This window comes from Brevibacillus sp. MS2.2, from assembly GCF_013284345.1.
Taxonomy (GTDB): domain Bacteria; phylum Bacillota; class Bacilli; order Brevibacillales; family Brevibacillaceae; genus Brevibacillus; species Brevibacillus brevis_C.
Window position 1 is genome coordinate 62007 of record NZ_JABSUZ010000009.1, and the last position, 22691, is coordinate 84697.

Here is a 22691-nt window from a genome sequence, read left to right on the forward strand (position 1 = left end):
AATGGTTTACAGTCGGTACTTCTCTACCATCTTGATCCCGATTTGATTCAGCAAGACAGCGAGCACCTTCCAGACAGCTTGACGATAAAACGGCAAATGCTTGACATACACCGCTGTATATTCCGGTTCCCCCTCGGCTCCCCTGTCCGCTTTGAATGCGCCCACGCCAGCACTTTGATGGAGCAGGATGCCTTTGCTCTGTGCTTCTTGTACCAAGAGGCACGACAACATCCGATACAGCCCGGTTTCTTTGGGGAGCGTCGTATCATAGCCGAATAGCGGTGTCGTCATCACACCCTTTCGCTCAAAATAGCCAAGAATGCCGTCCAGTCGTCCGTCTTTTTCCAAGGCGATGAGGGTCAATGTCCTCTTTTGTATCGCCAGTCGGACAAAGTCCACCGAAAACTGTGGATTATGCTTAGAGTATTTATCCAGATACAGCGCGTTGTATAAAGCAACGATACGCTCGACATGCTGTTCTTCCAACTCCTCATGACGCAGAATGCCATAGCCGGATTTGGCAAGCATTTTTCGATCGCGGTTGAGCGTATTGCGGACCCGCCACTTGCCCTGCGCTGGCCAATCGGGGTGAAACAGGTAGACGTAGCGACTGGGAACCATGAGATAGCCCTTCTCTACGAGCCCCGTGTAAAAATCCGGATACAGCCTGCGACAAACAGATCGAAACGCGATGATATGGCCGGGGAACTTTTGGATGCCGTTTTCCGTGATGTCCTTCACTTCATCTGCACTCACATCAGGATACAGATTCGTTGATAACAGCCAATTGTTGACGATGACCATTTTGTTGCATTGGCTTTTTTTCATCCAGTGTCCAAGCCCTGTGAGTACAGTCGACAACACCCGCCTCAACACCGCTGAATCGAGCATGCCTAGCTCTTCCTTCGCGTACGTCACGTAATGGGTAAACGCCGAACTGACATACGAATTGTCGTACTCGGTATCGTTCACCGTTACGGGCATGATCCGATCGCCTACACGGAGTGCATGCATCCGCGTCTGTACATTTTGCACATAGCGGGATGGTTGTTCCGTCATCATGGGCAGCAAATAGCTTTTGACATAGTCGGCATCCTGCGCCTGTTCCCAAGGGATTTGCTCCGCCGAGGTCCCTTCATACCATTCAATCCATTGCCTGCTCACCTTGAACAAACATCCTCTCTACCCGCCGCAATTTTTTCGTACCGAGATTCAACTCATACGGTGCAAACACAATCGCAGGCAATTGCCCTTGCTGATCGGCAATGACTCGCTCCAGGCTTTGGCGTACTCGCTCCTGCTCCTGCGTGGACGGTCCTTCCCCACCCTTCATGAGCAGTGCTACCTCGACTTGCTCGTAGCTTTGCTGTCGTACCGTATACTCTTCTATCGCATCAGACGAGGTAATGACAGCCCGACGGATGAAATCAGGAAAGACCGATATCCATCGCGCTTCGTTTTCATGGCGAAAAACAAACAGATCATCCGCCCTGCCCTCAATCGATTCCAGCGCCATAAACACCGAGCCGCACGGACATGACGTACGCTTTTCCGTCAAAATGTCGTTCAAACGATAACGGATAATCGGCTGTGTCGTCCGAGAAAAATCTGTGATGATCGGAAAGAATCGCTCCTTTTGCTCATCGAGATACTCCTTTTCCATCACTACGAGGTCTTCATTGACATGCAACGTCCCGTGTGAACAGCTCACCGCAAGCAGCCCTTCTGTGCATTGATAAATTTGATGCACAATCTGCCCGAACACTTCTGCGATGTACGTTTGATCCAACGGGTCCAGCACTTCTGCCACCGAGATCACCTTGATCGGAGATATCCGCAATTTCCCCTGACGCTGGGCCGTCGCGAGCATTCTCAACATCGAGGCTGGCGCAACCAGCACGGTCGGCTGATACTGATTCAGGTGATCAAGGTGCTGATCGAGCGGTATTTGCAGATCGAAGAACGAGAATTGAATGCGGCGCCTGTTGACCGCCGTATACAGGTTGCTATTCGCTCTCAAGAAAAAAGCAATCCGATGTGTCGACCATAGCTGACCAGGCAGTGCTTTCGCCAAAATCACCCCTGCCCATTTCGCCTGCTCCTGCGGCCCTACAAGGAAAAGCCCGCGATTACCAGATGTCCCAGAAGATAAGCCAACGGTCACCCCATTTAATTGGGGAGTGAAATCGCGTGTCGTTTCTGCTTTCAGTGCAATCGCAAACGCTTCTTCCTTCTTGATCCCGCACGTATTCAGCTCGTCAAAATGGTCCATCATGCGCTGTTTATCAATCGGCTCGATTTGTCTCCATTGTTCTGGCGTTCCCACTCTCTTTCGGTAAAAAGGAGAAGCTGGCAAAATGCGAGACAACATCGCTCCGACCTGCGCTTCTTGCCATTTTACTAGCTGCTCACGCGAGGAAAACCGACGGGCATGCCACTTCGTTTTTACATACTGCTTCAAGAGTGTCATGATCTCCATGTGAATGCTCCTCTGCTGGCCTGCCAGACTTCCCCGCAGTGTGTCGGCATGATTTTCATGTCGGGACGTTGGCGGAATAGCACATGCAACTTGTGCAAATGCTCGCGATACGCCTGTCGATCCGCCATGATCAACCTAGCCAGTGGATGAGGCAACAAGTTGCCACGAAAGGCTTCACTCGACCAAGCGGCATCCGCGCACAAAAATACATCCCCATGATCTCGATCGCGCAGGAACACACCAAACTGCCCGATTGCATGTCCGTTCAGATCAACGATGTACAGACTCTGATCCGCAAACAAATCGTAGCCTACGGTATATGGCGCGTAAGCTTCAGGCAATGCCACCAGCCCTGCTCGATCAATGAAAGTCACCCGCTCTTCGAAATCGTCAGGCATTAAATCAGGCAAGTACGCCTCCCGTAGCGCCGCCCACCCCGTCTTTCCCTTGACGTGGTTGTAGGCACTCTCGAAGCAGTACAGTCGGGCATGCGGAAAATCGCGCAAACCGCCGATATGATCCGCATGGAAATGAGAAATGAGAATACCTGCTATGTCTGTCGTTTTGATTCCGCGTGCTGCGAGCTGTTCAGAAATACTCTCGTGTGCCTCCGAGAATACAGGCGTTATTTTGCCGTACAACGAATAAGGAAGCTTGCTCGTGGCTTCAAAAAAGCGTTGCGAATAACCGGTATCAAAGAGCAGCAAGCCGTGGACGGGGTGCTCAATAAGCCCTGCGATGGCGTGAAACGGAATGTTTTTCATCCGGCCGCCTTTTCGGGAAAACATCTCGAGCTGCTGGCAGTAGCCCGTATCCATCAGCGTCAGTTTAACGTCCATCATGCGTCCTCCACCAATCTGTAAACGTCTCGATGCCCTGGGCAATGCTCACCCGCGGTTCATAGCCCAGATCGCGCTTCGCCTTTGAGATGTCCAAGGTTTGTGATTTGGCGAGCACGCCTACCGAGTAACGCGTCAAAACTGGCTCGCGATAGCCCAAAACGGTCTTGGAGAGTGTCTCCAGTACCCAAGCTGCCGCATACGCCTTCCAATATGGCAGCTCGCGCGTTTTCAGCGGAACCCCCAAGCGACGAAACACATCTGACAACACCTCGATCATCGTCACTGGCTCGCCATTTGTAATGTTGTAAGCCTGGCCTAATGTGTGCGCTGGAGAATCCATGCACAAGATCAGCGCGTCCACGACATTTTCCACATAGGTCAAATCAATGATCGCCTTGCCTCCGTCGATCAGCGGAACGAATTTCTTTTCATTGGCGCGGATCAATCTGGGAAGAATTGCATTGTCCCCAGGGCCAAACAAGGCCCGAGGACGAATCGTTATCGTCGGAAGCCCTGCAAGAAACGCCTTGTCGACTTCCAGCTCGGCCTGGTATTTGGTCTGTGCGTATGTATTGGCAAACCGTACGGGCATCGGCTCATCTTCGGGGATCCCCAGCTTGTGGTCAAAATTAAAATAAATACTCGGCGTCGATACATGGACCAGGCGCCGGGTTCCGTGTTGCTTGCAGCCCTCGATCACATGAATGGTTCCTGTCACATTCGTCTCGTACATGTCACGATACGTGCCCCACGGGGAGGAAAAAGCAGCCGTATGATGCACGATGTCCTGATCACGGCAAGCGTTCAACATAGCTTCTCTGTCTCTTAGGTCTGCCTGAAGGAATCGAATGCCTCGATCCTGCAATTGTCGGCCGATTCGCTCGTCGCGTCCTTGTGCTGTCACCTCATAGCCCATTTCATGTAGTCGTGTAGCCAGCTTCTGTCCGAGAAACCCCGTCGCCCCTGTTACTAGAACTCGCTTGTTCATTTCTTCCTCACGTCCTTACGCCTCTTCTCCGTTCCATTCGATATCACTCGTACTGCAAGCGATCATGCTTTTTTTCGTTCGAAAGCTTTGCCAAGCCAAATCTGCCAGCATGGAGAACTGATCAAAAAAAGGCCGCGGATCATCCCGCCTAAACAGTACATCTCTCGCTGAAAGCAGGTCGCTCACCCAACGCTTTGCCTTCTGGCCATTCGTCATGCCAGCAAGGCCGTATGTCAGCATCGCCATCCCTAGCATGCAAGCTTGCTTTCCAGCAGGAACAACAGTTTTTCCCTGATCAGAAAAATAAGCAGTAGCAGCCTCTTGCTGTCCCGCAAACAAATGCACACCGCTTGTCAGTCGCGGATTGCACTCGATTACGTATAGCTCTCCCTGCTCATTCTCCATGAAATCAAATGCGATTTGTCCGCTAAACGTATGTCGTTGCACGAAGCGACTAACAAATTCTCTTACCTGTGGGTGAGCTGAATAGGCGAAGTGAATCGAGGCCCCCTGTCCTGCCGTATGTGTTGTTTCATAATCGGCGTACAAGGTGAGCTGTCCATCCTGAGCAACAGCGTAGCTGCACACCTGTTTTCCTTTTATAAACTGTTGGACTAGCCATGGTTGCCTAACTGTCGGCTCAGGTAGCTTGGACTGCCCTGCCGCAGAGGACGGGTCTGCTACGATTCGTACATGAGCTGCGAAGCGAGAATAGACAGGCTTGAGCACAACAGGCCCCCTTGCTTGCAGCATAGCCTCCCGCAAGTGAGCAGGAGATTGTACCCGCACCGTCTGTGGAACCAGTGCTCCCACCTCGCGCGCCATTTCGGCAAAAAGCCATTTGTCGTGCAACGAACGCAGCACCTTTATTCCTTCTACAAGCACTTCACCGAAATCAAGCAAGCGATCACGCCCGCGCGATACGTAGAATATCTCCTCGCAAGTCGGGATCAAAAGATCGATACGCTCACGCTGCATGATTTCGCACAGCTTTTCGATATAAGCATCGGGCTGTTGACGGGGAGGAGGCACTTGGTAGGAGCGCTCTACATAACGAGAGTGCTGGCATAAATGTCGCCGCGCACTCTCCGCTACAATGACCCGATGTCCCGCAGAACCCAGCAAGCGGGCCAGCTCCAACGTAGCTGGAGCTCGTCCTCCTGTCAGCAAGACTGATTGTTTAGTATTCAAGCACAATTCCTCCGAGAGACAAGCCGGCAGATGTGCCCAGCAGCATCAGGAGATCGCCTCGCTGTACCCGATTCTGCCCAATCGCTTCATGCAGCGCCATCGGAATCGAAGCTGCGATGACATTGCCATGCTCTGCCAGAATGTTCACCATTTGCTGGTCGCGAAACCCAAGCTTGCCTGCCATGATCCGCATCGCCATCCCACTGGCCTGATGAGGAATAACTGTACGAATTTGCTCCTTGGTTACGGAGGCTGAAGACAACAAGCGATCCACAAAGCCGGTAATCAACTGCGAGGTCAGGCGAAAAATTTTCCGTCCGTCCATATCAAATGCAAAGTCTGCTTCTCTTCCTTGGGCAAATTGGCTCGGGTGGATCAGCGTACCGCCCCCCCTTATTTCGGAATAGTGCGCTCCTTCACTGTATGTTTTCATACTTGAACCCAAGATGCGGGAGCTTTCTGTTTCTGGCGTCCTGCCGATGACAACAGCCGCAGCTCCATCTCCGAACAGCACGCAGCTCTCTTTTTGCTCCCAATTCAAACCTGCGGAGGATATCTCCGAGGAAATGATCAAGACTCGCTCGTAAATACCGACTGCCATTTGGCACGACATCACATCCAGTGCAGTGACAAAACTTAGACATGTCGCATTTATATCAAAGCAAGGAATACCTGATTTACTTAGTTGAAGCTCTTCTTGAATCAAGGCAGCCGTGCAAGGGATTTCCTGCTGTGCCGTCCCGCTTGCACATACGATACAATCGATATCGTGAAGGGAGAGGCCCGCCGCTTCCAAAGCACGCCTAGCAGCGATGGCTCCCATCTGTGCAGCCGTTTCGTTCGTCACAAAATGCCTGACGCTTACCCCGGACTTTTTCTCTACCCATCCAGCCGCAAGTCCCAACTTTTCTTCCAGTTCTGCCGCTGTCACACGCCGAGTAGGCAAGTATTTCCCTGTTCCGAGGATTTTGATTTTTCTCTCCATGATCTGTGTCTCCCTTAGCTCGCATTACTCACACACGATTCGACATCTGCCCTATATTTTACATAAGTTTGTCGATTTATGGGAAACAGAATAAACACTTGGTACAAATTACCCAAGTGTTTACGTATGCCGCTTTTCTTTCGTTAGGCAAGCTTTACCACTCATTTCCACCTACTACAGTAAAAAGCGATAACCGACACCCCACACCGTCTCAATGTACTGCGGCTTAGCCGGATCGCTTTCTATTTTTTCCCGCAGCTTGCTGATATGCACCGTCACCGTCGCGATATCCCCGTACGAATCGAGTCCCCAAATCTTTTCAAACAGCTCTGTTTTGCTAAATACCCAATTGGGGTGGGCTACTAAAAAGAGCAGGAGATCGTATTCCTTGGAAGTAAACGTCACTTCGCTTCCGTTGATGTAAACTCTCCTCGCCAGTTTGTCGATGCGAATCCCCCGAAGCCTGATCTCCTCTTTTGCCGTATGCGGTTTGGCATCGGAGACGAGGCGGTCGTAACGCGCCAGATGGGCTTTGACCCTCGCTACCAGTTCGCCCAAGCTAAAAGGCTTGCTAATATGATCATCGGCACCCAGACCCAGTCCACGGATCTTGTCGATGTCTTCCTTTTTCGCGGAGACGAGTAGGATCGGAATATTTTTGGCTTTGCGGACTTGCTTGCAGATTTCGAAGCCATCCACGATCGGGAGCATCAGGTCTAGTATCAGGAGGTCATACTCCTCTTGCAGTGCCTTTTGCAACCCTGTATCGCCGGAAGTCGCGACATCGACCGAGTAGCCGTTTGCCTCCAAGTAATCCTTTTGCACCTCTGCGATCACCATGTCATCTTCAATGATTAATATATGTTTCAATCCGTGTCACCCCCGACTCTCTTGAGATCTGGCAAGGTAAAACAAATGCGGGTACCGCGTCCGCTCTCACTCTCCGCCCATACACGACCACCGTGCCCCGCCACAATTTGTTTGACGATGGCGAGTCCAAGACCACTGCCTCCCATGGCCGAATTACGCGAAGGGTCCGCCCGATAAAAACGGTCAAAAATATGAGGTATGGCTTCTTTTTCAATCCCTGTCCCATTGTCGGAGATTGCCACAATCACTTCACTGTCGGCTTTCTCCACCTCCAATCGGAGCAGCTTCTCGTCCTTGTTCAAGTACTTCAGGCTATTGTCCACGATATTCATGAGCACGCGATGGAGTTTTTCCTGATCAGCCATGACTGGAATCGGACTTTCATTTTCCTCGTCATAGCGAATAGATACACCGTGCATCCGCGGGTCTAGCCGCAGCTCCTCGGCAAACTGAGCCAAATATGCTCGCATATCAACTTCTTCAAAGTGAAAGGGAAGCTTGTTCAAATCCAGTCTCGAGAATAAAAACAGCTCATCAATCAGGCGGTCCATCTGCTCTGATTTGATGGCAATCATCTTCATATATTTTTCCCGCTTCGCTTCCGTATCCGCAATCCCTTCCTGAACCGCTTCTACACAGGCTTTGATTCCTGTTATGGGTGTTTTTAGATCGTGCGAAATACTGGAAATCAGTTGTTTACGATTTTCCTCATACTGTAGCTGCAAATGGATAGAATCATACAATCTGCCACGCATCTCTTCAAATGCTTCTCCCAGCTCTCCCAGCTCATCCTTGCGATGGAGTTGAACAGAGCGCTCCAGATTGCCTTCTTTGATTTCGTATGCTGCCTGCTTTAAGGCGTACAAAGGTCGAATGATACTGCGTGAAACTAGAAACGTTAGTACACCGTTCGTCAGCGCCACAATCGTTAGAAGACTGAGAATCAATGTGATAAAAAAATAAATGCCTGTCTGCATAAATGGGAAAGAATTCGCAAGGAAGTAGAGCTTCCCTTTACTTTGATCAGCAAAAGGAAACTCGTACGTATCAAACGTGTAGCCGTCCTGATTAAATTGCTTCCAGTTATGCATGCGCCCCTGATCCGGTTGATCCTGCAAATAGTCAGGCACGTCAGCGCTATCAATCGACGGGGAGAGGAATAGCACTTTTTCGTCCTTTGTCAGTATCAATGCACCGCCAACTGCTTGTAGCTGCTCATCCGTCTCTGTCAGCATGTTCTCGTTCGTCAATTGATCGGGAGCGTATTTGGCCATGAATGTGACACCAGCAAACAACTCGTCTCGTTTATTGAGCGTATCACGAAGGAGCGGTTTGCCTTCCTCCCGTTCTCCCCAAAAGTAATTCGCCAATCCCGATGCCACCAATCCAAACAAAACAAGGGGGATAATAATCATGGCAATATAGGAGAGCAAAAGTCTTGTTTTGATCGACATGGTTCATCACCCCCTTGCAGTCATGGTTTACTCGGAATCGGAATGCTTCGTCCAGCCTTTTCTCCATTTGTTCTTCATGTCCTCACGGGAAACCTTCTCAACTTGCTTGCCAGTAAGATCGATGCGATCAGGTGTGGTCGTGCCCAGATCGGTCAAGCGGATATCCAAAGAAAGCTGGAGCTTATGCTCTTTCCCAGACGCGTCCGTTCCCGAGAGGTTCACCACAGCAGATTGCTGTTCGATTTGATTTTTCTCGTCAATCTTGGCGTTCAGCAATACTTGGTCCACTTGAAAATCCTCTTGTAAGCGAGGAAGCTTCACAGATAGATGGCTTTCAGAGGAAGACGCTTCTTCACTATGTTCGGCGAGCTTATCGTAGAGAATAGGTCCGGCTGCCTGGATAAATGCCGGAATTTGCTCTTCGGAGAGCTGAAGCGACGTACGCTTGCCTCCATCCGGTAGGTTCTCAACGGTCGCGTTTTTTCCGAGATCGCCGAATACCGAAGCAAACAGCTTATGCATCATGGCCCCGCGTTTGTTATCGGCGTCATTTTCTGGTTGGTGTCTTCTATCCATTTTTTCCATGACCCGATAAACGTTACTATCCCCTTTTTTAACCACAACTTGATCCTTTTCCAGAAAGGCTTGCATGCTTTTCTCGCCCAGCGTGTCTGTAAAAGTCGCCTCTACATTTCCGATGTGCTGGTTATGATCGATCTTTGCGACTCCCTCCAGTGTGAGCAACTTCGCTCCGTTGTCTGTGAGCGATAGCTGCACGTGGGCCGTCATGTTCTTCGCTTCCTTCGTTTGATGCAGGGCTGATTCATATACGCCCATCGTCGTACTATCCGCACTCGCTGATGCCCCGTATCCCCAAATCAATGCTCCTGTGATTCCAACCGACAAGCCGATACTCAACCATTTTTTTCGCATGATGGTCCCTCCTATTTTCATCGAAAGCAACTGTCATCGCTCTCTATACCAGTCATGATAAATAGAGGGTCTAAACACGGTCTAAATCAATTCTAAAAAAAGTGTAAAAACAATTCCATATGCTATATTGAAAGAAGAAGTGATCAGCATGAACCTGAAGTGGAGGCATTATCGATGAGTATGCAAGAAGGCTATATTGACGTTCCTGGCGGAAGAGTATGGTACAGTCGTGTCGGCGAAGGGGAGAAAACGCCTCTGATCGTCCTTCACGGAGGACCTGGCAATACGCATGATCCGCTCAAATCAACGCTTCATGTCTTAGGCAACGACAGACCCGTCATTTTCTACGATCAACTCGGGTCAGGAAATTCCGATCGCCCGACCGATCTGACTCTTTGGAAAACCGAGCGCTTTGTGGAAGAGCTGGCTTGCATCAGACAAGCCCTTGGCTTAAAAGAGGTTCACATTCTGGGGCACTCGTGGGGCACAATGCTGGCAGCAGCTTATTTGGTGGATGCCAAGCCGGAAGGGGTACAGAGCATCATCTTCTCCAGCCCATGCCTGAGCGCAGAGCGTTGGAAACAGGACGCAGATCGTTTAATCGAGCAATTGCCAGAGGATGTGCAACAAACCATCGCCACACACGAGGAGCAGGGCACAACGGATTCACAAGAATACCAGGATGCCATGAAGGAATACTACAAGCGCCATGTGTGCCGCCTTGATCCAATGCCAACAGTCATGACAGAAAGCCGTCCAAAAGCGAACAAAGAAGTGTACATGACGATGTGGGGACCGTCTGAGTTTTGCCCGACAGGGAATCTGAAAACATTCGACTACACACCCAAGCTGCATCAAATCAACATTCCTTCCCTGTTCGTTTGTGGCCGATATGATGAAGCGACGCCTGAATCGACAAGTTACTATCAGTCTCTGGTGCCAAACGCCGAGCTCCATGTCTTTGAAAACAGCTCGCATGTCGGCTATCTGGAAGAGACAGACGAATACGTGCAGGTTATCCGCAGCTTTTTGCAAAAAGCAGATACGAAATAAAACCGCCGCGGCCTCACTGGCTTAGCGTGACATGAAAAAACGGAAAAACTTCGTATCATCGACGATGCGAGTTTTTCCGAATCCTCATGCTTTTTTTAAGTAAATAAGGAAATTAAGTATGTTCAATCCTAAAATGATGAAAAACATATAGGTGGACATAGCATCTCCACTTAGGTTAAATTCATCAGCTATGTAACCCATAACCATAAGATTCGTTCCGGAAACGATTACTGAAATTGCTGAAATCATACTAAGTGTGAATCCATTGACAAGATTACCTCGTTTCTTTTGAAGCAATAAAGCAACGGAAATAACTAGTAAACTCATGATAAAAGTAATCAAAACGAATCTTAATAAATCATTTATCTCCATCCCTGCCATAGTCATCCTCCTAACAATCTTATACCTGCTATATTTTACCACACAATTAAAAGACCGAACCTCGCAAGCAAGTCCTTTTGCAAGATTCGATCCCTTCTTTTATACCCCTCTTCTTTTCTCTCGTCCGATCAAATACAAGAAATACGGCGCCCCAATGACAGCTGTCACGATTCCCACGGGAACCTCCATCGGGGGCAAAAGCCATCTGCCTAGCCCATCAGCGGCGACCATGAGCGTAGCACCGAGCAGAGCGGCGACCGGGAGAAGAAGTGCATGCTTCCCACCTACCAAACGACGAGCGATGTGCGGTGAGAGCAGACCGACGAATCCGATGGAACCGACAACCGCCACACATGCTCCTGCAAGTGCGACAGAGGTTACCAAAAGGACAACGCGCAGTCTCGTCACATCCTCGCCCAAGCCTTCTGCTACATCATCTCCGAGAGACAATACGTCGAGCCGGTACGCCAATAAATAAGCAATCGGTAAAAAGACGAGTATCCACGGAAGCACCGCCCATACGTGCTCCCATCCCCGCCCCCACAAGCTACCCGCCATCCAAAGCAGTGCCGCATTGACATCACCCGGATTTTTGACCATCAGGTATTGGATGCCCGCCTGACAAATGACCCCGATGGCGATCCCCACCAGCGCTAGAGTAGCGGACTGGACGCGTTTTCGCGCTGTATATACATACAGGATAGCAGCGACAACGGCCGCACCCCCAAATGCCGCCAACGGCAGCAAATAAGCCGGAGATTTGGGAAAAAGAAAAATGACGATGGAAGATGCGAGCCCCGCCCCTTTGGTGATGCCGATTACGTCAGGAGAGGCCAACGGATTGCGAATCATTCCTTGTAAAATAACCCCGGATACCGCCAAGCCCGCTCCAGCCAACATGCCGAGGACAACACGCGGCAAACGATACTCTCCAATTATAAAGTGATGATTTTTCGGCCCCGTCCCAAAAAGTGACTCTACTACCTCACGCGGCGATATGGACACCGCCCCAGTTCCGATACTGATAATAACGGTGACGATGAGCAACAGAAGCAATACAGGGGCAATACTTTGTCTGCGTGTCATGAGGCTCTCCTCTCCTTACCCACTAAATAGAGGAAAAAGGGAGCGCCCAAGAAAGCGGTCACGATGCCCACTGGCGACTCATACGGATACGCAATGAACCTGGCAAGAACGTCGGCATAGACCAGCAGCAATGCGCCGAGCAACGCTGTAATCGGGAGGTATAGCTGACTCTCTCTTCCTAGCAAAAGTCGGGTCAAATGTGGCACCATCAATCCGATAAAGCCGATCGGGCCAGCAACGGCAACAGCCGAGCCTGCAAGTACGATGACAATGATTCCACAGATCATTCGCACCCGAACTACATGTTGTCCAAGATTTTTGGCTACATCCTCACCCATACGCATAATCCCGATGGACCGAGCCATAAAAAAGGCAACCACCAGCCCCGCGATTGACCAAGGCAGCACACGGTTCACATCCGTCCAATCCGCTCCATCCAATGACCCTGCAAGCCAAAACAGGACTTGATCGGTCGAATGCTGATGAAACAAAATGAATGCCTCTGTAATGGAAGCGAGAAACAGATGGACGGCTGTGCCAGCCAAAGCCAGCTTAACAGGAGTCATCCCCCCAGCCGCACCGAGATAGTACACCACAAAGCCACCTATGACAGCCCCGCCAAAAGCGAGTGGCGCTAATAATGGCACCGGGAGATTAGGCAAGAGTACCAAGGCAGCTACGACAGCCATCGATGCACCTGCGTTAACCCCAAACGTCTGTGGCGAAGCAAGCGGATTGCCTGTCATTGCTTGCATAATCGCACCAGCCACACCGAGACAGGCCCCAATGATTACCGCCAATAGCGCTCTGGGAAGCCTGAGCGTCGTCACAATCAAATGCTCCTGCGATGTAGAGGGGGCAAAAAGGGATTTTACGCCACTCACCAACCCCATGTCTGTCCAACCAACCGAGATACTGACGACTAAACCAAAAACGAGCAGGAGCATTCCTGCCGCAAAAACGATGCCCGCCTTTGCTCCCTCCATAGGTACAACCTCCTCCCGCAAAAACGACGGGATCGATGTCAGCTACGACACCCATCCCGAAAAATCCCCTCTTATTTTCCAGAAAGAAGCGTTACTGCTTCCTCCGCACTCAACTCTGATCCGATCAAGCCTCGCGAAAGTGCCCATTTATTGCGGGCTACTTCATACACCTTGCCATTTTTTACGGCGTTGATGTTTTGCCAAAGTGGGTTCGTCTTCCATTCATCCACAATCGTCTTATCACCTGTTTTCATCAAAAACAGTACGTCTGGATTGAGGGCAACCAGCTGTTCCAGATTGGTTTTTGGATACGCCTCTTCACTCTTTGCCGCATCCTCTAACCCGAGGTATTCCAGCAGTGAGCCAGCATAGGAAGAATTAGAGTGAGCGAAGAATCCGGTCGGGTTCACTACTGCTGGCAGAACCTTCAGCTTGGCATCGGTTTTTGGCAGCTTCGCTTTGATGGCATCCATTTTCGCTTGATGCTCGTCCAGGCGTTTTTTGCCTTCTTCTTTCATGCCTACTGCATCAGCGATTACGGCGTAATTAGCTAGCATATGCTCATAGTTCGCCTGGTGGTCATTCAGTACAATCGTCGGTGCGATTTGCTTCAATTTGTCGTAAACAGCCTTGTGCTTGTTCAAATCTGCAATGATGAGATCAGGAGCAAGGGAACTGATCAGCTCCATGTTTGGTTCGTAACGAGAACCGAGCGATGTATAAGTTCCTACTTTTTCTTTCACCTCAGGAATGATCAGATTCGCATCATTATCATCAGAGATTCCTACAGGGGCAACACCCAATGTCGCCAAAGCATCTGCAAAGGAAAAGTCCATCACGACAATACGCGCAGGCTTGCCAACGATTTCCGTTTCCCCCAGCTCATGCTTGATCACTCGTTTTTCACTTGAAGCAGCTGGTGTAGATTCTGTATTGGTCGCAGCTGGAGCTGTTCCCTGTGCATTTTGTGTCGCTGTACCGCAACCACTTAAAAAGACAGATACCATAAAAATAAGAAGAAAGCCTGGTAACAACAGTCTTGCTCTCATGATGAGAAAACCTCCTACCAAAATAAAACTCCATCGAAATTGAAAATCATTTTCAATAGAGATTATATCGATAGCCACTATACCATACCATGAAGAATCTTGCTCGATTTCATGAATTATCTTGTCTCATATGCGACTTGACGTATTCCGATGGTGATTGGCCAACGACTTTTTTAAACATCTTGCTGAAGTAAAACTCATCGTTATAGCCTACGCTTTGTGCCACCTCACGCAAACGGCTCCCCGACAATCGGAGCAGCACCTTTGCCCGATTGATTCGAAGGTTTGTCATGTAATCGGAAAAGCTCACACCCTTTAACGTTTTGAACATGCGTGAATAATAGCTGGGACTGACATTCGCCTTTCCTGCCAACATTTCCAGCGTGAGGTTGAGCATATAGTGCTGATCGACATACAGAATCGTTTCCTCGATGCTAGCCATTGTATTTTCGTTGCTCTCAATCGAAGAAAAATCTTTTACCAGGATGTACAGAATACGCTCGAATAACAACCTCTGCCGAAATTGCTCTCTCTCCTCATTTGACGCATAGCTTTTATGTAGCTCCTCCATTAAATGCAAGACCTGCGAATGGCTTCGTACACGGAAAGTCCCTTCCAGAGGAAAATTATCTCCTCCCGGAACAAATACTCTCTCTTTCCCTGTTTCGTTTTGTTCGATCCAATAGGAGAACGCAATGAAAAAGACCTCCAGCTCTTTATCTTGTTCCGTCCGTAACGAAACGCTCGTCTTCGGCTTGATAAGAAACACATCTCCTGCCTCAACTAACTGTCTCTTCCCGTTCTCTTCCATTGTTCCTTTTATATTTTTGACAAACCCGATTCGATGAGAAGGAGCAGGTGAGAGGATCAGTGGTTCCTTGTAACGGCAAATCTCAAGACTGACCGTGTCGAGGGAGTAGATCATCTGTTTTAGCTGTCGATAGGCTTCATTTGCAAACAACGGGTGCTTCCCCCTCTCATATTCCTTCTATTATAGCTTGTATACGCTATCTAACGCATTATTTGAGGGGATTTGAGGGTCATGGTAAATGAAAGAAGCTGCCCGAAGTAGATCCTCGACAGACCACTTCGAACAGCTCGCTATTTCAATCCGATATGCTTGTCATACACATCGTATACAGAACGTGAAATGATCGCAGCCGACCTTCCCCCATAACCACCCTCAGGAACGATTACGGCTACTGCCAGAACAGGATCGTCGACTGGAGCATATGAAATGCTGACACCATTCGTAATGCGACCGTGCATTTTCCACCTTGTCTTTTTCTGCCCTGTTTTCTCATCTGTCTCCGTCACCGGTACATAAATATCTTGCTCCGATGTTCCTGTCTTTGCAGCTACCTGAAACGCCATTCCCTCATACGCGCGGACTGCTGTTCCCCCTGGTTTCGTCACCATCACCATGCCTTGCTCCAGAATGTCCCAGTATTTTTCAGGGTGAGGGAAGGTGCTGATGGTTTTCGGCGTGTACGTTTTCACCAGTTTTCCTTCTGCGTCTGTGATCTTATCTACCATCTGCGGCTGCAAACGTACACCTTTATTCGCAAGCGTGGCCGCATATTGTGCCAATTGCATTGTCGTTGCCCGGACTTGCTGCCCGAAGGAAGCCTGCACCATCGCTGCTAGTGGTCCGTAGTTTTCATCCATTACCAAATAGTCTTCTTTGCCTTTGTTTTCATTCGGCAAATCCACGCCAGTCTGAACCCCTAACCCGAATGCGTGATAGTACGATTGCAGCACAGACGCTGACTCTTTTCCTTTTCGACGGGACAGCTCCTCCCCGATTCTCGCCATGTATGTATTCGATGACTTTTGCAGGGAAATCGCAGGGCTAATCATACCATGTGCTTTGGAGTTGTCGTTCTTAATCCGGTCTGTTCCACGTCCATAGTGATACACCCCTCCATCATTCCAACGATCGGAGGGAGAGATGATGCCTTCCTGCAAACCAAGCAATACCGTAATCGGCTTAAGGACAGACCCTGATGGGACAATTGAGCCCGGATGCTTGTAGCCCTCCTGGATAGCCGCTTCGCCCGTTAATGGCCTCGTATCGTATGGCGCTTCCCGAATCGTCCCATTCGTCACCGCCAGCTTGATCTCGTCATACGTTTTTTGATCGGGCCCCTCAATCCACACGTTTGGATCGTATTCCGGATAACTGACCATCGCGACGACCTTGCCTGTCTTGACCTCGACTGCCACGACGTACGCTCCCTTTGCGGACCTCGCCTCTGGGATGGTTGCACGCATCTTCGGAAGAAACGCTCGGATCGAATCCCGGATATCCAGTTGTACCCGCTGATCAATGGTGAGATACACATGATTGCCTGGGACGGATGGAACTTCCTCTACTTGCTTCACAACCGTCTGATCGGCTGCGACCTCATACATCCGGTAACCGTTGCTCCCGCGAAGCTCTTTTTCGTAAGATAGCTCAATCCCATCGAGCCCGACTAACTGGTTCGGCAAATACCGCGTACTCTCATCCTTGTAAGAGGCGAGCTTCACATTTTCAGCAATATGAAAGGGCCGAACATACCCGACCGCCTGTACGGCGATTTGCTTGGGATCGTATTTCCTGATCGGTTTTGTCACCACTTCAATCCCCGGCAAATCGCCGCGATGCTCACCCAGCACGGCGATTTCTTTCTCCGTCAAATCAACCTTCAGCTCTTTTTCCAAATAGCGCGGCAATTGTCGCGCCGCTTCCACATACTTGCCTTTCTCGTAGGCATAGCCGACATCCATCTTTTTTAGCAGCGTGGCCTTGTCGAGGCTCAATATTTTCTCCAGCTTTTCCACCAGTTCAAAGTACGCTTTCTTCTCCATGATCTCTTGTTCACGGAAGACAGCGAGATGGGAAGGCCGACTTTCGGCAATAACATACCCGTTGCGGTCATAAATGTTTCCTCGCATAGCGGGAATGTAATCTTTTTTATAGGATCTGTCTGCCAGCTCATTTGCATAATCGCTCCCTTGCTGGATTTGGATTTGCGCCAATCTCAAAATAATTACCACAAACATCAGAAATACGACGATATAGACGATTTGCAGTCGTTTCAAACGATCATTTTTTTCTTCCTTCATCCTTGCTCTCCCTACTCTTTCAGTACCTTCGTGAAAATCCGTTTAATCCGTGCATCGAGCACATGACTGCCACCCCGACCACGGACATCTTCGATCATCATGGTAACCAGCAAACGCGGATCATCTACATTAAAAACGGCATACCATCCGTTTTCTAATCCGAGCTCGCCCTTTTTTTGTTTCAGCTCCGCTGTTCCAGTCTTGCCCGCCATGCGAATACCAGGCACGCGTGCTCCTCGTCCCGTGCCGCGCGGGTCTTCCATGACCTGTATCAAATGCTGCTTCACCGTGCTCGCCACATCAGCAGGTATGACATTCGTCTTCCAGTACCCGCCTTTTTTGTCTTCCTGCAACAGTGATGGATGAACGATATTCCCGTCATTTGCAAAAGCGCTGTACACCAACGCGAGATGAATCGGCGTCATCGTAACCTCGCCCTGACCGTAACCAGAGTCTGCCAATTGAATCTCGTTTTTGAAACCGTCGTTATACAGCTTCGACTTGTCCAGTGGATATGGAATCGGGAGAGCTTCATGGAATCCAAACAACTCGCTCTTTTTCACGAATTGCTCCTCCCCCATGGAGAGTGCCGCTTTCGCAAAATAAATATTGTCGGAGTACACCAATGCTTTTTCCAAATTGACAGGTCCTCCGTAATCGCTGACCCGCGTCACCTCATATCCCCCCCAGGACGCATCCTTTTGCCAATGCAGTCCGCGGACATGGATACTATCCGCAGGGGTAATGGCGCCTGACTCAAGTCCAATCGCTGCCGTAATCGGCTTGAAGGTAGAGCCCGGCGCAAACCCGCGCGCGAATCGATTGAGAAGCGGCTTTTGCGGGTTTTCATTCATTTGCTTCCACTCTGTAGCCGACATCCCAAGCACAAACGCATTCGGATCAAAGGACGGAGAATTGACGAGAGCCAGTATTTCCCCGGTCTTTGGTGAGATCGCCGCAGCCGTGCCTGCTTCGTTTTTCAGCTCCTGGTAAATCGTCTGCTGTACTTTTGCATCGATGGTTAATGCCAGTGGCTGTCCATGCTTGGCGAAGCGTTCCGCCACGGTCTTCTTTTCCGTTCCATCTGCATCCGTAATGACGATACGCCCACCTGCACTCCCTCTTAGCTGTTCCTCAAAAATCTGTTCCAGTCCTGATTTGCCAATCACATCAGACGTTTTATAGCCCTGCTCCTTTCGCTTCTCGTACTCTTCCTGATTAATCGCTCCTACATAGCCAACCAGATGGGCTGTCGCGTCCTGATAGGGATAGTAACGGACTTTCTTTTTATGCAATTTGAGCCCTTCTGTTTTTTCTAATTGTTTGATGCGTGCATCGTCCTGCGGCAGCGTGGCGATCCGGATAAACTTGGCCGACTTGCTTGTCGTAGCTTGGGCCTTCGCGGTGAGGTCATCCAATGGAATTTGCAAAAGCTTGCTGACCTCCATTTTCCCGACCTGCGAAGCCTGACTCCACTCTGCCGGATTTATCCCGATATCTACCACGACACGCTCTGTTGCCAATGGACGCCCTGCCCGATCCGTGATCTCACCTCGTCTGGGATACACCGTATTGGCTCTTACTTTGTCCCCTTCTTTCATTTCCGGAAAAATAAAAGAAGGATTCCAATGAATGTACCAGTCCTCCAAGTCATTCTGCGTTTCTTTGACAAGCGTCGCTTTCCCCGTAAAGGAAATCGGTTCAATGAAAGTTTCCATCGTCAGCCGGTAATGAAAGTTGATCTGCCCATCCTCACCTGGCATGACGTCGCCATTGTACATCGGCTCGACCGCAATCGCTTTGGCCTCGATTCCGCCGTAAATGTTTTGGTAACGCGAAACGAATTCTTCTTTGCTGATGGTCTTTTTTGTATGTAAAGAAAGCTGCTCGTACATGTCAGAGAATTTCTGTTCTCCCCACTTTGTCGTATACGCAGTGAATGCTGCCTTTGCCCTCTCGCCGTCCGACTGCGTGTTGTCCTTCCAAAAGTCCCAGAAAAGATAGAAAAACCCTGAAAGAACAACGAAAAAAACCGTCCAAAATACTATCCATGTCTTTTTCACTAGTCATTCACCTTCCCTACCACACGATATTACAGTCGGATACCATAATATATGGAAAAAAGATGATGACTAGATGAGACTATTCTCATAGGACGATGATAAGTGTCAGATAGTTACATCAAATGCAAAAAAACACAGGAAATTCATCCTGTGTCCGCCGTACTGCTACTATTCTTCCCACATGTAACCGAACCGCGGGATCGTGGTGACGTTCTCGCCATATCTGCCCAGCCGCTTTCGCAAGCGATAAACGAGAGCGTTGATCTCGGCTCGTCCAACATCCGGGACGCTGCTCTCCGCATTCAGCAACCGTTCCGGCCAGACGAGTACCATGATTTCCTCATAGCTGACCGCCTGATTCGAACGTTGGTACAGAAGCATGAGCAAGTCCATATCTTTTCCGGTCAAATGGATTCTCGCGCCATCGAGACGAATTTCTCTGCGTTCCAGATTGATGACCAATCCAGACGTGGAAGTAGTTTCTTTTGGAATCGTCAAAGGGAATGAGAACTCCCGCGTCACATCCATCTCGCTACCCTCTGCGAAAAAGATCATCTCTACGACGCCTTTGGCCAGCGTAATATGATCACCGTGATAAAGAAAATGCGGCGCTTGCTGTATTGACATTCCGTTCACTTCTGTCCCATGCTTGCTTTGCAAATCAGAAATCGTATATTGGTTATTGATTTTCCGTATCACGGCATGCCTTCTGGAAATATACGGACTGGAAAAAGCAATGTCAGGTTGTAATTGATTGCCCCGTCTCCCAATCGTACACTCTTCCTTATGTAGAAACTGACGCTTCTGAAGCTGCTCGGGGTCTCCTTTTTTAATCAATACATATATGCCGTCGTCCAACATTCATCACCTCGAAAAGAGTTGGAGCTATCAGTATTTATTACATATTAAATTACGCATAAGTCAACACTTTTTTGAACATATATTAATAGCAAAAAAGCCGCCAATTGTCCAGACAACGAAAGTGACCGGTCGATTGACAGCTCTATATCATCGCTATTCGCGAACGAATAGCGCTCGATTTTCTATGTTGATCGTCTTAGGAGCAGCGCTTGAGAGCAGCGAATTTTTTCGGTTCAATCGCCAGTAGATGACAATCGCCATTCGGGATAAACAGCTTGTAGGAAACTCCCTTTGGCACAACGATAAACTCTCCGGCTTCCACCCATATATTACGCTCGTGGTACATCAGCAGCAGTCTGCCTTTGACGACAAACAGCAATTCATCTTTCTGGTCATTTTGTTGCCAAGGATACTCACCTTGCAGCTTCTCTAGCTTAATAGACGTATCATTCATCTCTCCGACAATCAGAGAGCCCCAGGAATCTTGCAAGTGTGATAAATGTTGTGCGACGTTCACCTTTTCCATGATGATCCTCTCCCCTTTGCACTCTACGATAATATAATTTGCAGGAGAGAGACATAGTAGCGAAATGATAAATCATCTCATAAGAAGATGATAAGATGCTGAAATTTCTGATTAAGAATGGGAGGGCACAAAATCTCGATCTTCCATCTTTGACACCACGCATTTATTTCTCGCAAAATAAAAATGGGCAGTCACCCTAACAGACTGCCCCTAAAAAAGACTGTATGTCTTTCTCATCTCACTACTCTGTCGTGCCAAACCGTTTGGCGTTTCTCGCGCGAGCACGCTCGATTTCAACTTCTCGATTGCGTGGCTCTGCATTCGTCACCAGCGAATCCAAGAGATTTTTCGCAACAACGGAGACTTCTTGGACCGCGCGGTGAAAAGCCTCTTCATTGGCCTTCGAAGGCGTGTTGAAGCCCGAGAGCTTTCGCACGAATTGCAGGGCTGCTGCTTGAATCTCATCTTCTGTCGCGGGTGGGTCGAAGTTGAACAAGGTTTTGATGTTTCGGCACATCGCTTACACCTTCTGTTCCCTTTTTTGTATCATTCTACTATACGTAAGCACTGAATCCTAGGTTGGGCTGATTGTGCTTCAAAAATCTCACTGACGAGGTCGTAATGTCAATCGTTTGGGGGGGGAATTGGTAATCCTTGATAGAATAAATATGAAGATGATCAGGTAATAAATTTGTACACATAAGGAGATAAAACTAATGGCAAATAACAAATTACTAAGAATGGACAATGTTGGTATCGTTGTAGAATCCCTTGATGACGCCATCTCTTTCTTCGAGGAGATTGGCTTGAAGCTCGAAGGGCGCGCTACTGTCGAAGGTGAATGGGCTGGTCGCGTAACTGGGCTGGGTTCACAATGTGTAGAGATTGCTATGATGGTTACCCCAGATGGCCACAGCCGACTTGAACTTTCGCGATTTCTCACCCCACCTACTATATCGGATCACCGAACCGCTCCTGTAAATGCCCTCGGTTATCTGCGGGTCATGTTCACCGTTGCAGACATTGACGAAATGGTATCCAGGCTCACTAAGCATGGCGCTCAGCTCGTCGGAGAAGTGGTTCAGTACCAGGACTCGTATCGGCTCTGCTACATTCGTGGAATTGAAGGACTTCTAATCGGTTTGGCGGAACAGCTCGGTAATAAATAAGTGCCGTTTAAAAGAAGACTTAACTGAAATATACATTACTAAATACCGCGTTCACGCTCCGGGTCTGGGCGACCCTCGGTCCCGGAAACAAGGAATGTGGAAGTAATTGCACTATTGTCATTAGAAAACAGGTGGTGTGAACGAAGGTGGCAGACAACAAAAGAACGATCGTAATTTGCAAGGATGTGGGTCTTTATTTTGACGCTCTGACACGTGGTAAGCATTACGAAGTTTTAGCTGAGGACGAAGTAAAAGAACAGATAAGGGTTGTTGGTGACAATAACCGAGCAAGATGGTTTAGAAAGTATTATTTCGTACCTGACGGGAGTAGCGTACCAGTATTAGTTAACTGGGCATTTGACGATACGATTCAAGATTCAAGTGAAGAATCTTTAGAACATATTGAGGTCACAGTCACCTTTAGTGAAGGTGAAAAGAGATGGTGTTCCCTTTGCACTAAGGCTGGATTGTTGGATTACATTGAGCGGTGCATGGGCGATAATGTTTTCTTAATAGAGAATCAGGTAATTGTGAAAAACTTTTCAAAAGAAGTAGTCAATGACGCATTAAAGCGATTAGACCAACAAAATCTACTAATTAGTTCAACTAAACCGTTCAACTAACGGGGTCGATCGTTCAAGATCATGTACGGTGAACCGTATCA

The 22691-nt window shown here is 49.0% G+C and carries 22 protein-coding genes; 3 read left to right on the top strand and 19 right to left on the bottom strand.

Translation table 11 applies throughout. From position 1 onward, the window contains the following. Nucleotides 1-6: 6 nt before the first annotated feature. The 9 genes from HP568_RS10540 to HP568_RS10580 form a co-directional block, all read right to left on the bottom strand. A complete protein-coding gene (locus HP568_RS10540; protein ID WP_173629044.1) occupies nt 7-1164 on the bottom strand; it encodes a GNAT family N-acetyltransferase in 1158 nt (385 codons plus the stop codon). After that, complete coding sequence (locus HP568_RS10545; protein ID WP_173629045.1) at nt 1145-2479, bottom strand: F390 synthetase-related protein; 1335 nt, start codon at nt 2477-2479, stop codon at nt 1145-1147. Before HP568_RS10545 ends, HP568_RS10540 begins: the two co-directional genes overlap by 20 nt. After that, on the bottom strand, nt 2467-3318 hold the full coding sequence (locus HP568_RS10550) for an MBL fold metallo-hydrolase (protein ID WP_048034444.1): 852 nt from the start codon (nt 3316-3318) through the stop codon (nt 2467-2469). The genes HP568_RS10545 and HP568_RS10550 overlap by 13 nt, the downstream gene beginning before the upstream one ends. Next, on the bottom strand, nt 3308-4309 hold the full coding sequence (locus HP568_RS10555; RefSeq protein ID WP_173629046.1) for an NAD-dependent epimerase/dehydratase family protein: 1002 nt from the start codon (nt 4307-4309) through the stop codon (nt 3308-3310). Before HP568_RS10555 ends, HP568_RS10550 begins: the two co-directional genes overlap by 11 nt. 15 nt (nt 4310-4324) lie before the next feature. Next, nucleotides 4325-5500: an ATP-grasp domain-containing protein gene (locus tag HP568_RS10560; protein ID WP_048034446.1), complete on the bottom strand. Its 1176-nt coding sequence runs from the start codon at nt 5498-5500 to the stop codon at nt 4325-4327. Continuing rightward, the gene (locus tag HP568_RS10565; RefSeq protein WP_048034447.1) at nt 5490-6485 is read right to left on the bottom strand and encodes a beta-ketoacyl-ACP synthase III; all 996 of its coding nucleotides are present in this window, start codon (nt 6483-6485) and stop codon (nt 5490-5492) included. Before HP568_RS10565 ends, HP568_RS10560 begins: the two co-directional genes overlap by 11 nt. A gap of 174 nt (nt 6486-6659) precedes the next feature. Further along, a complete protein-coding gene (locus tag HP568_RS10570) occupies nt 6660-7355 on the bottom strand; it encodes a response regulator transcription factor (protein ID WP_173629047.1) in 696 nt (231 codons plus the stop codon). Beyond that, nucleotides 7352-8809, bottom strand: a complete 1458-nt coding sequence (locus HP568_RS10575) for a sensor histidine kinase (RefSeq protein ID WP_173629048.1) — start codon at nt 8807-8809, stop codon at nt 7352-7354. The genes HP568_RS10570 and HP568_RS10575 overlap by 4 nt, the downstream gene beginning before the upstream one ends. 27 nt (nt 8810-8836) lie before the next feature. Further along, the gene (locus HP568_RS10580; RefSeq protein ID WP_173629049.1) at nt 8837-9742 is read right to left on the bottom strand and encodes a hypothetical protein; all 906 of its coding nucleotides are present in this window, start codon (nt 9740-9742) and stop codon (nt 8837-8839) included. A gap of 174 nt (nt 9743-9916) precedes the next feature. On the opposite strand from HP568_RS10580, the gene HP568_RS10585 reads away from it, so the two are divergent. Continuing rightward, a complete protein-coding gene (locus HP568_RS10585) occupies nt 9917-10795 on the top strand; it encodes a proline iminopeptidase-family hydrolase (protein ID WP_048034451.1) in 879 nt (292 codons plus the stop codon). A gap of 84 nt (nt 10796-10879) precedes the next feature. Here the strand turns inward: HP568_RS10585 and HP568_RS10590 are convergent, their stop codons facing one another. The 10 genes from HP568_RS10590 to HP568_RS10635 all read right to left on the bottom strand — a co-directional run bounded on the left by HP568_RS10590 (nt 10880) and on the right by HP568_RS10635 (nt 21375). After that, the gene (locus HP568_RS10590; protein WP_173629050.1) at nt 10880-11176 is read right to left on the bottom strand and encodes a hypothetical protein; all 297 of its coding nucleotides are present in this window, start codon (nt 11174-11176) and stop codon (nt 10880-10882) included. A 99-nt stretch (nt 11177-11275) separates the two neighbouring features. Continuing rightward, nucleotides 11276-12262 carry a FecCD family ABC transporter permease gene (locus tag HP568_RS10595; protein ID WP_048034453.1) on the bottom strand — a complete coding sequence of 329 codons (987 nt, stop codon included), beginning with the start codon at nt 12260-12262 and terminating at the stop codon, nt 11276-11278. Then, nucleotides 12259-13248, bottom strand: a complete 990-nt coding sequence (locus HP568_RS10600) for a FecCD family ABC transporter permease (protein WP_048034454.1) — start codon at nt 13246-13248, stop codon at nt 12259-12261. Before HP568_RS10600 ends, HP568_RS10595 begins: the two co-directional genes overlap by 4 nt. A 71-nt stretch (nt 13249-13319) precedes the next feature. Continuing rightward, on the bottom strand, nt 13320-14297 hold the full coding sequence (locus HP568_RS10605) for an ABC transporter substrate-binding protein (protein WP_048034455.1): 978 nt from the start codon (nt 14295-14297) through the stop codon (nt 13320-13322). Nucleotides 14298-14406: 109 nt separating this feature from the next. Further along, the gene (locus HP568_RS10610; RefSeq protein WP_048034456.1) at nt 14407-15258 is read right to left on the bottom strand and encodes an AraC family transcriptional regulator; all 852 of its coding nucleotides are present in this window, start codon (nt 15256-15258) and stop codon (nt 14407-14409) included. A 140-nt stretch (nt 15259-15398) separates the two neighbouring features. Beyond that, entirely contained in the window at nt 15399-17408 is a 2010-nt protein-coding gene (locus HP568_RS10615; RefSeq protein WP_173629051.1) for a peptidoglycan D,D-transpeptidase FtsI family protein, read from the bottom strand. An 11-nt stretch (nt 17409-17419) separates the two neighbouring features. Then, on the bottom strand, nt 17420-19471 hold the full coding sequence (locus HP568_RS10620) for a penicillin-binding transpeptidase domain-containing protein (protein WP_173629052.1): 2052 nt from the start codon (nt 19469-19471) through the stop codon (nt 17420-17422). Between the two features lie 168 nt (nt 19472-19639). Next, nucleotides 19640-20332 (bottom strand): FHA domain-containing protein, encoded by a 693-nt coding sequence (locus HP568_RS10625; protein WP_048034459.1) that lies wholly within the window; start codon nt 20330-20332, stop codon nt 19640-19642. Between the two features lie 196 nt (nt 20333-20528). Further along, nucleotides 20529-20858, bottom strand: coding sequence for a cupin domain-containing protein (locus HP568_RS10630; RefSeq protein ID WP_173629053.1), 330 nt, complete (start codon nt 20856-20858; stop codon nt 20529-20531). Between the two features lie 241 nt (nt 20859-21099). Beyond that, complete coding sequence (locus HP568_RS10635; RefSeq protein ID WP_048034461.1) at nt 21100-21375, bottom strand: DUF2277 domain-containing protein; 276 nt, start codon at nt 21373-21375, stop codon at nt 21100-21102. A 199-nt stretch (nt 21376-21574) separates the two neighbouring features. Here HP568_RS10635 and HP568_RS10640 point away from each other — a divergent pair, with 199 nt between their 5' ends. Further along, on the top strand, nt 21575-22027 hold the full coding sequence (locus HP568_RS10640; RefSeq protein ID WP_015892926.1) for a VOC family protein: 453 nt from the start codon (nt 21575-21577) through the stop codon (nt 22025-22027). A 146-nt stretch (nt 22028-22173) separates the two neighbouring features. Further along, complete coding sequence (locus HP568_RS10645; RefSeq protein WP_173629054.1) at nt 22174-22650, top strand: hypothetical protein; 477 nt, start codon at nt 22174-22176, stop codon at nt 22648-22650. Nucleotides 22651-22691 lie beyond the last annotated feature (41 nt).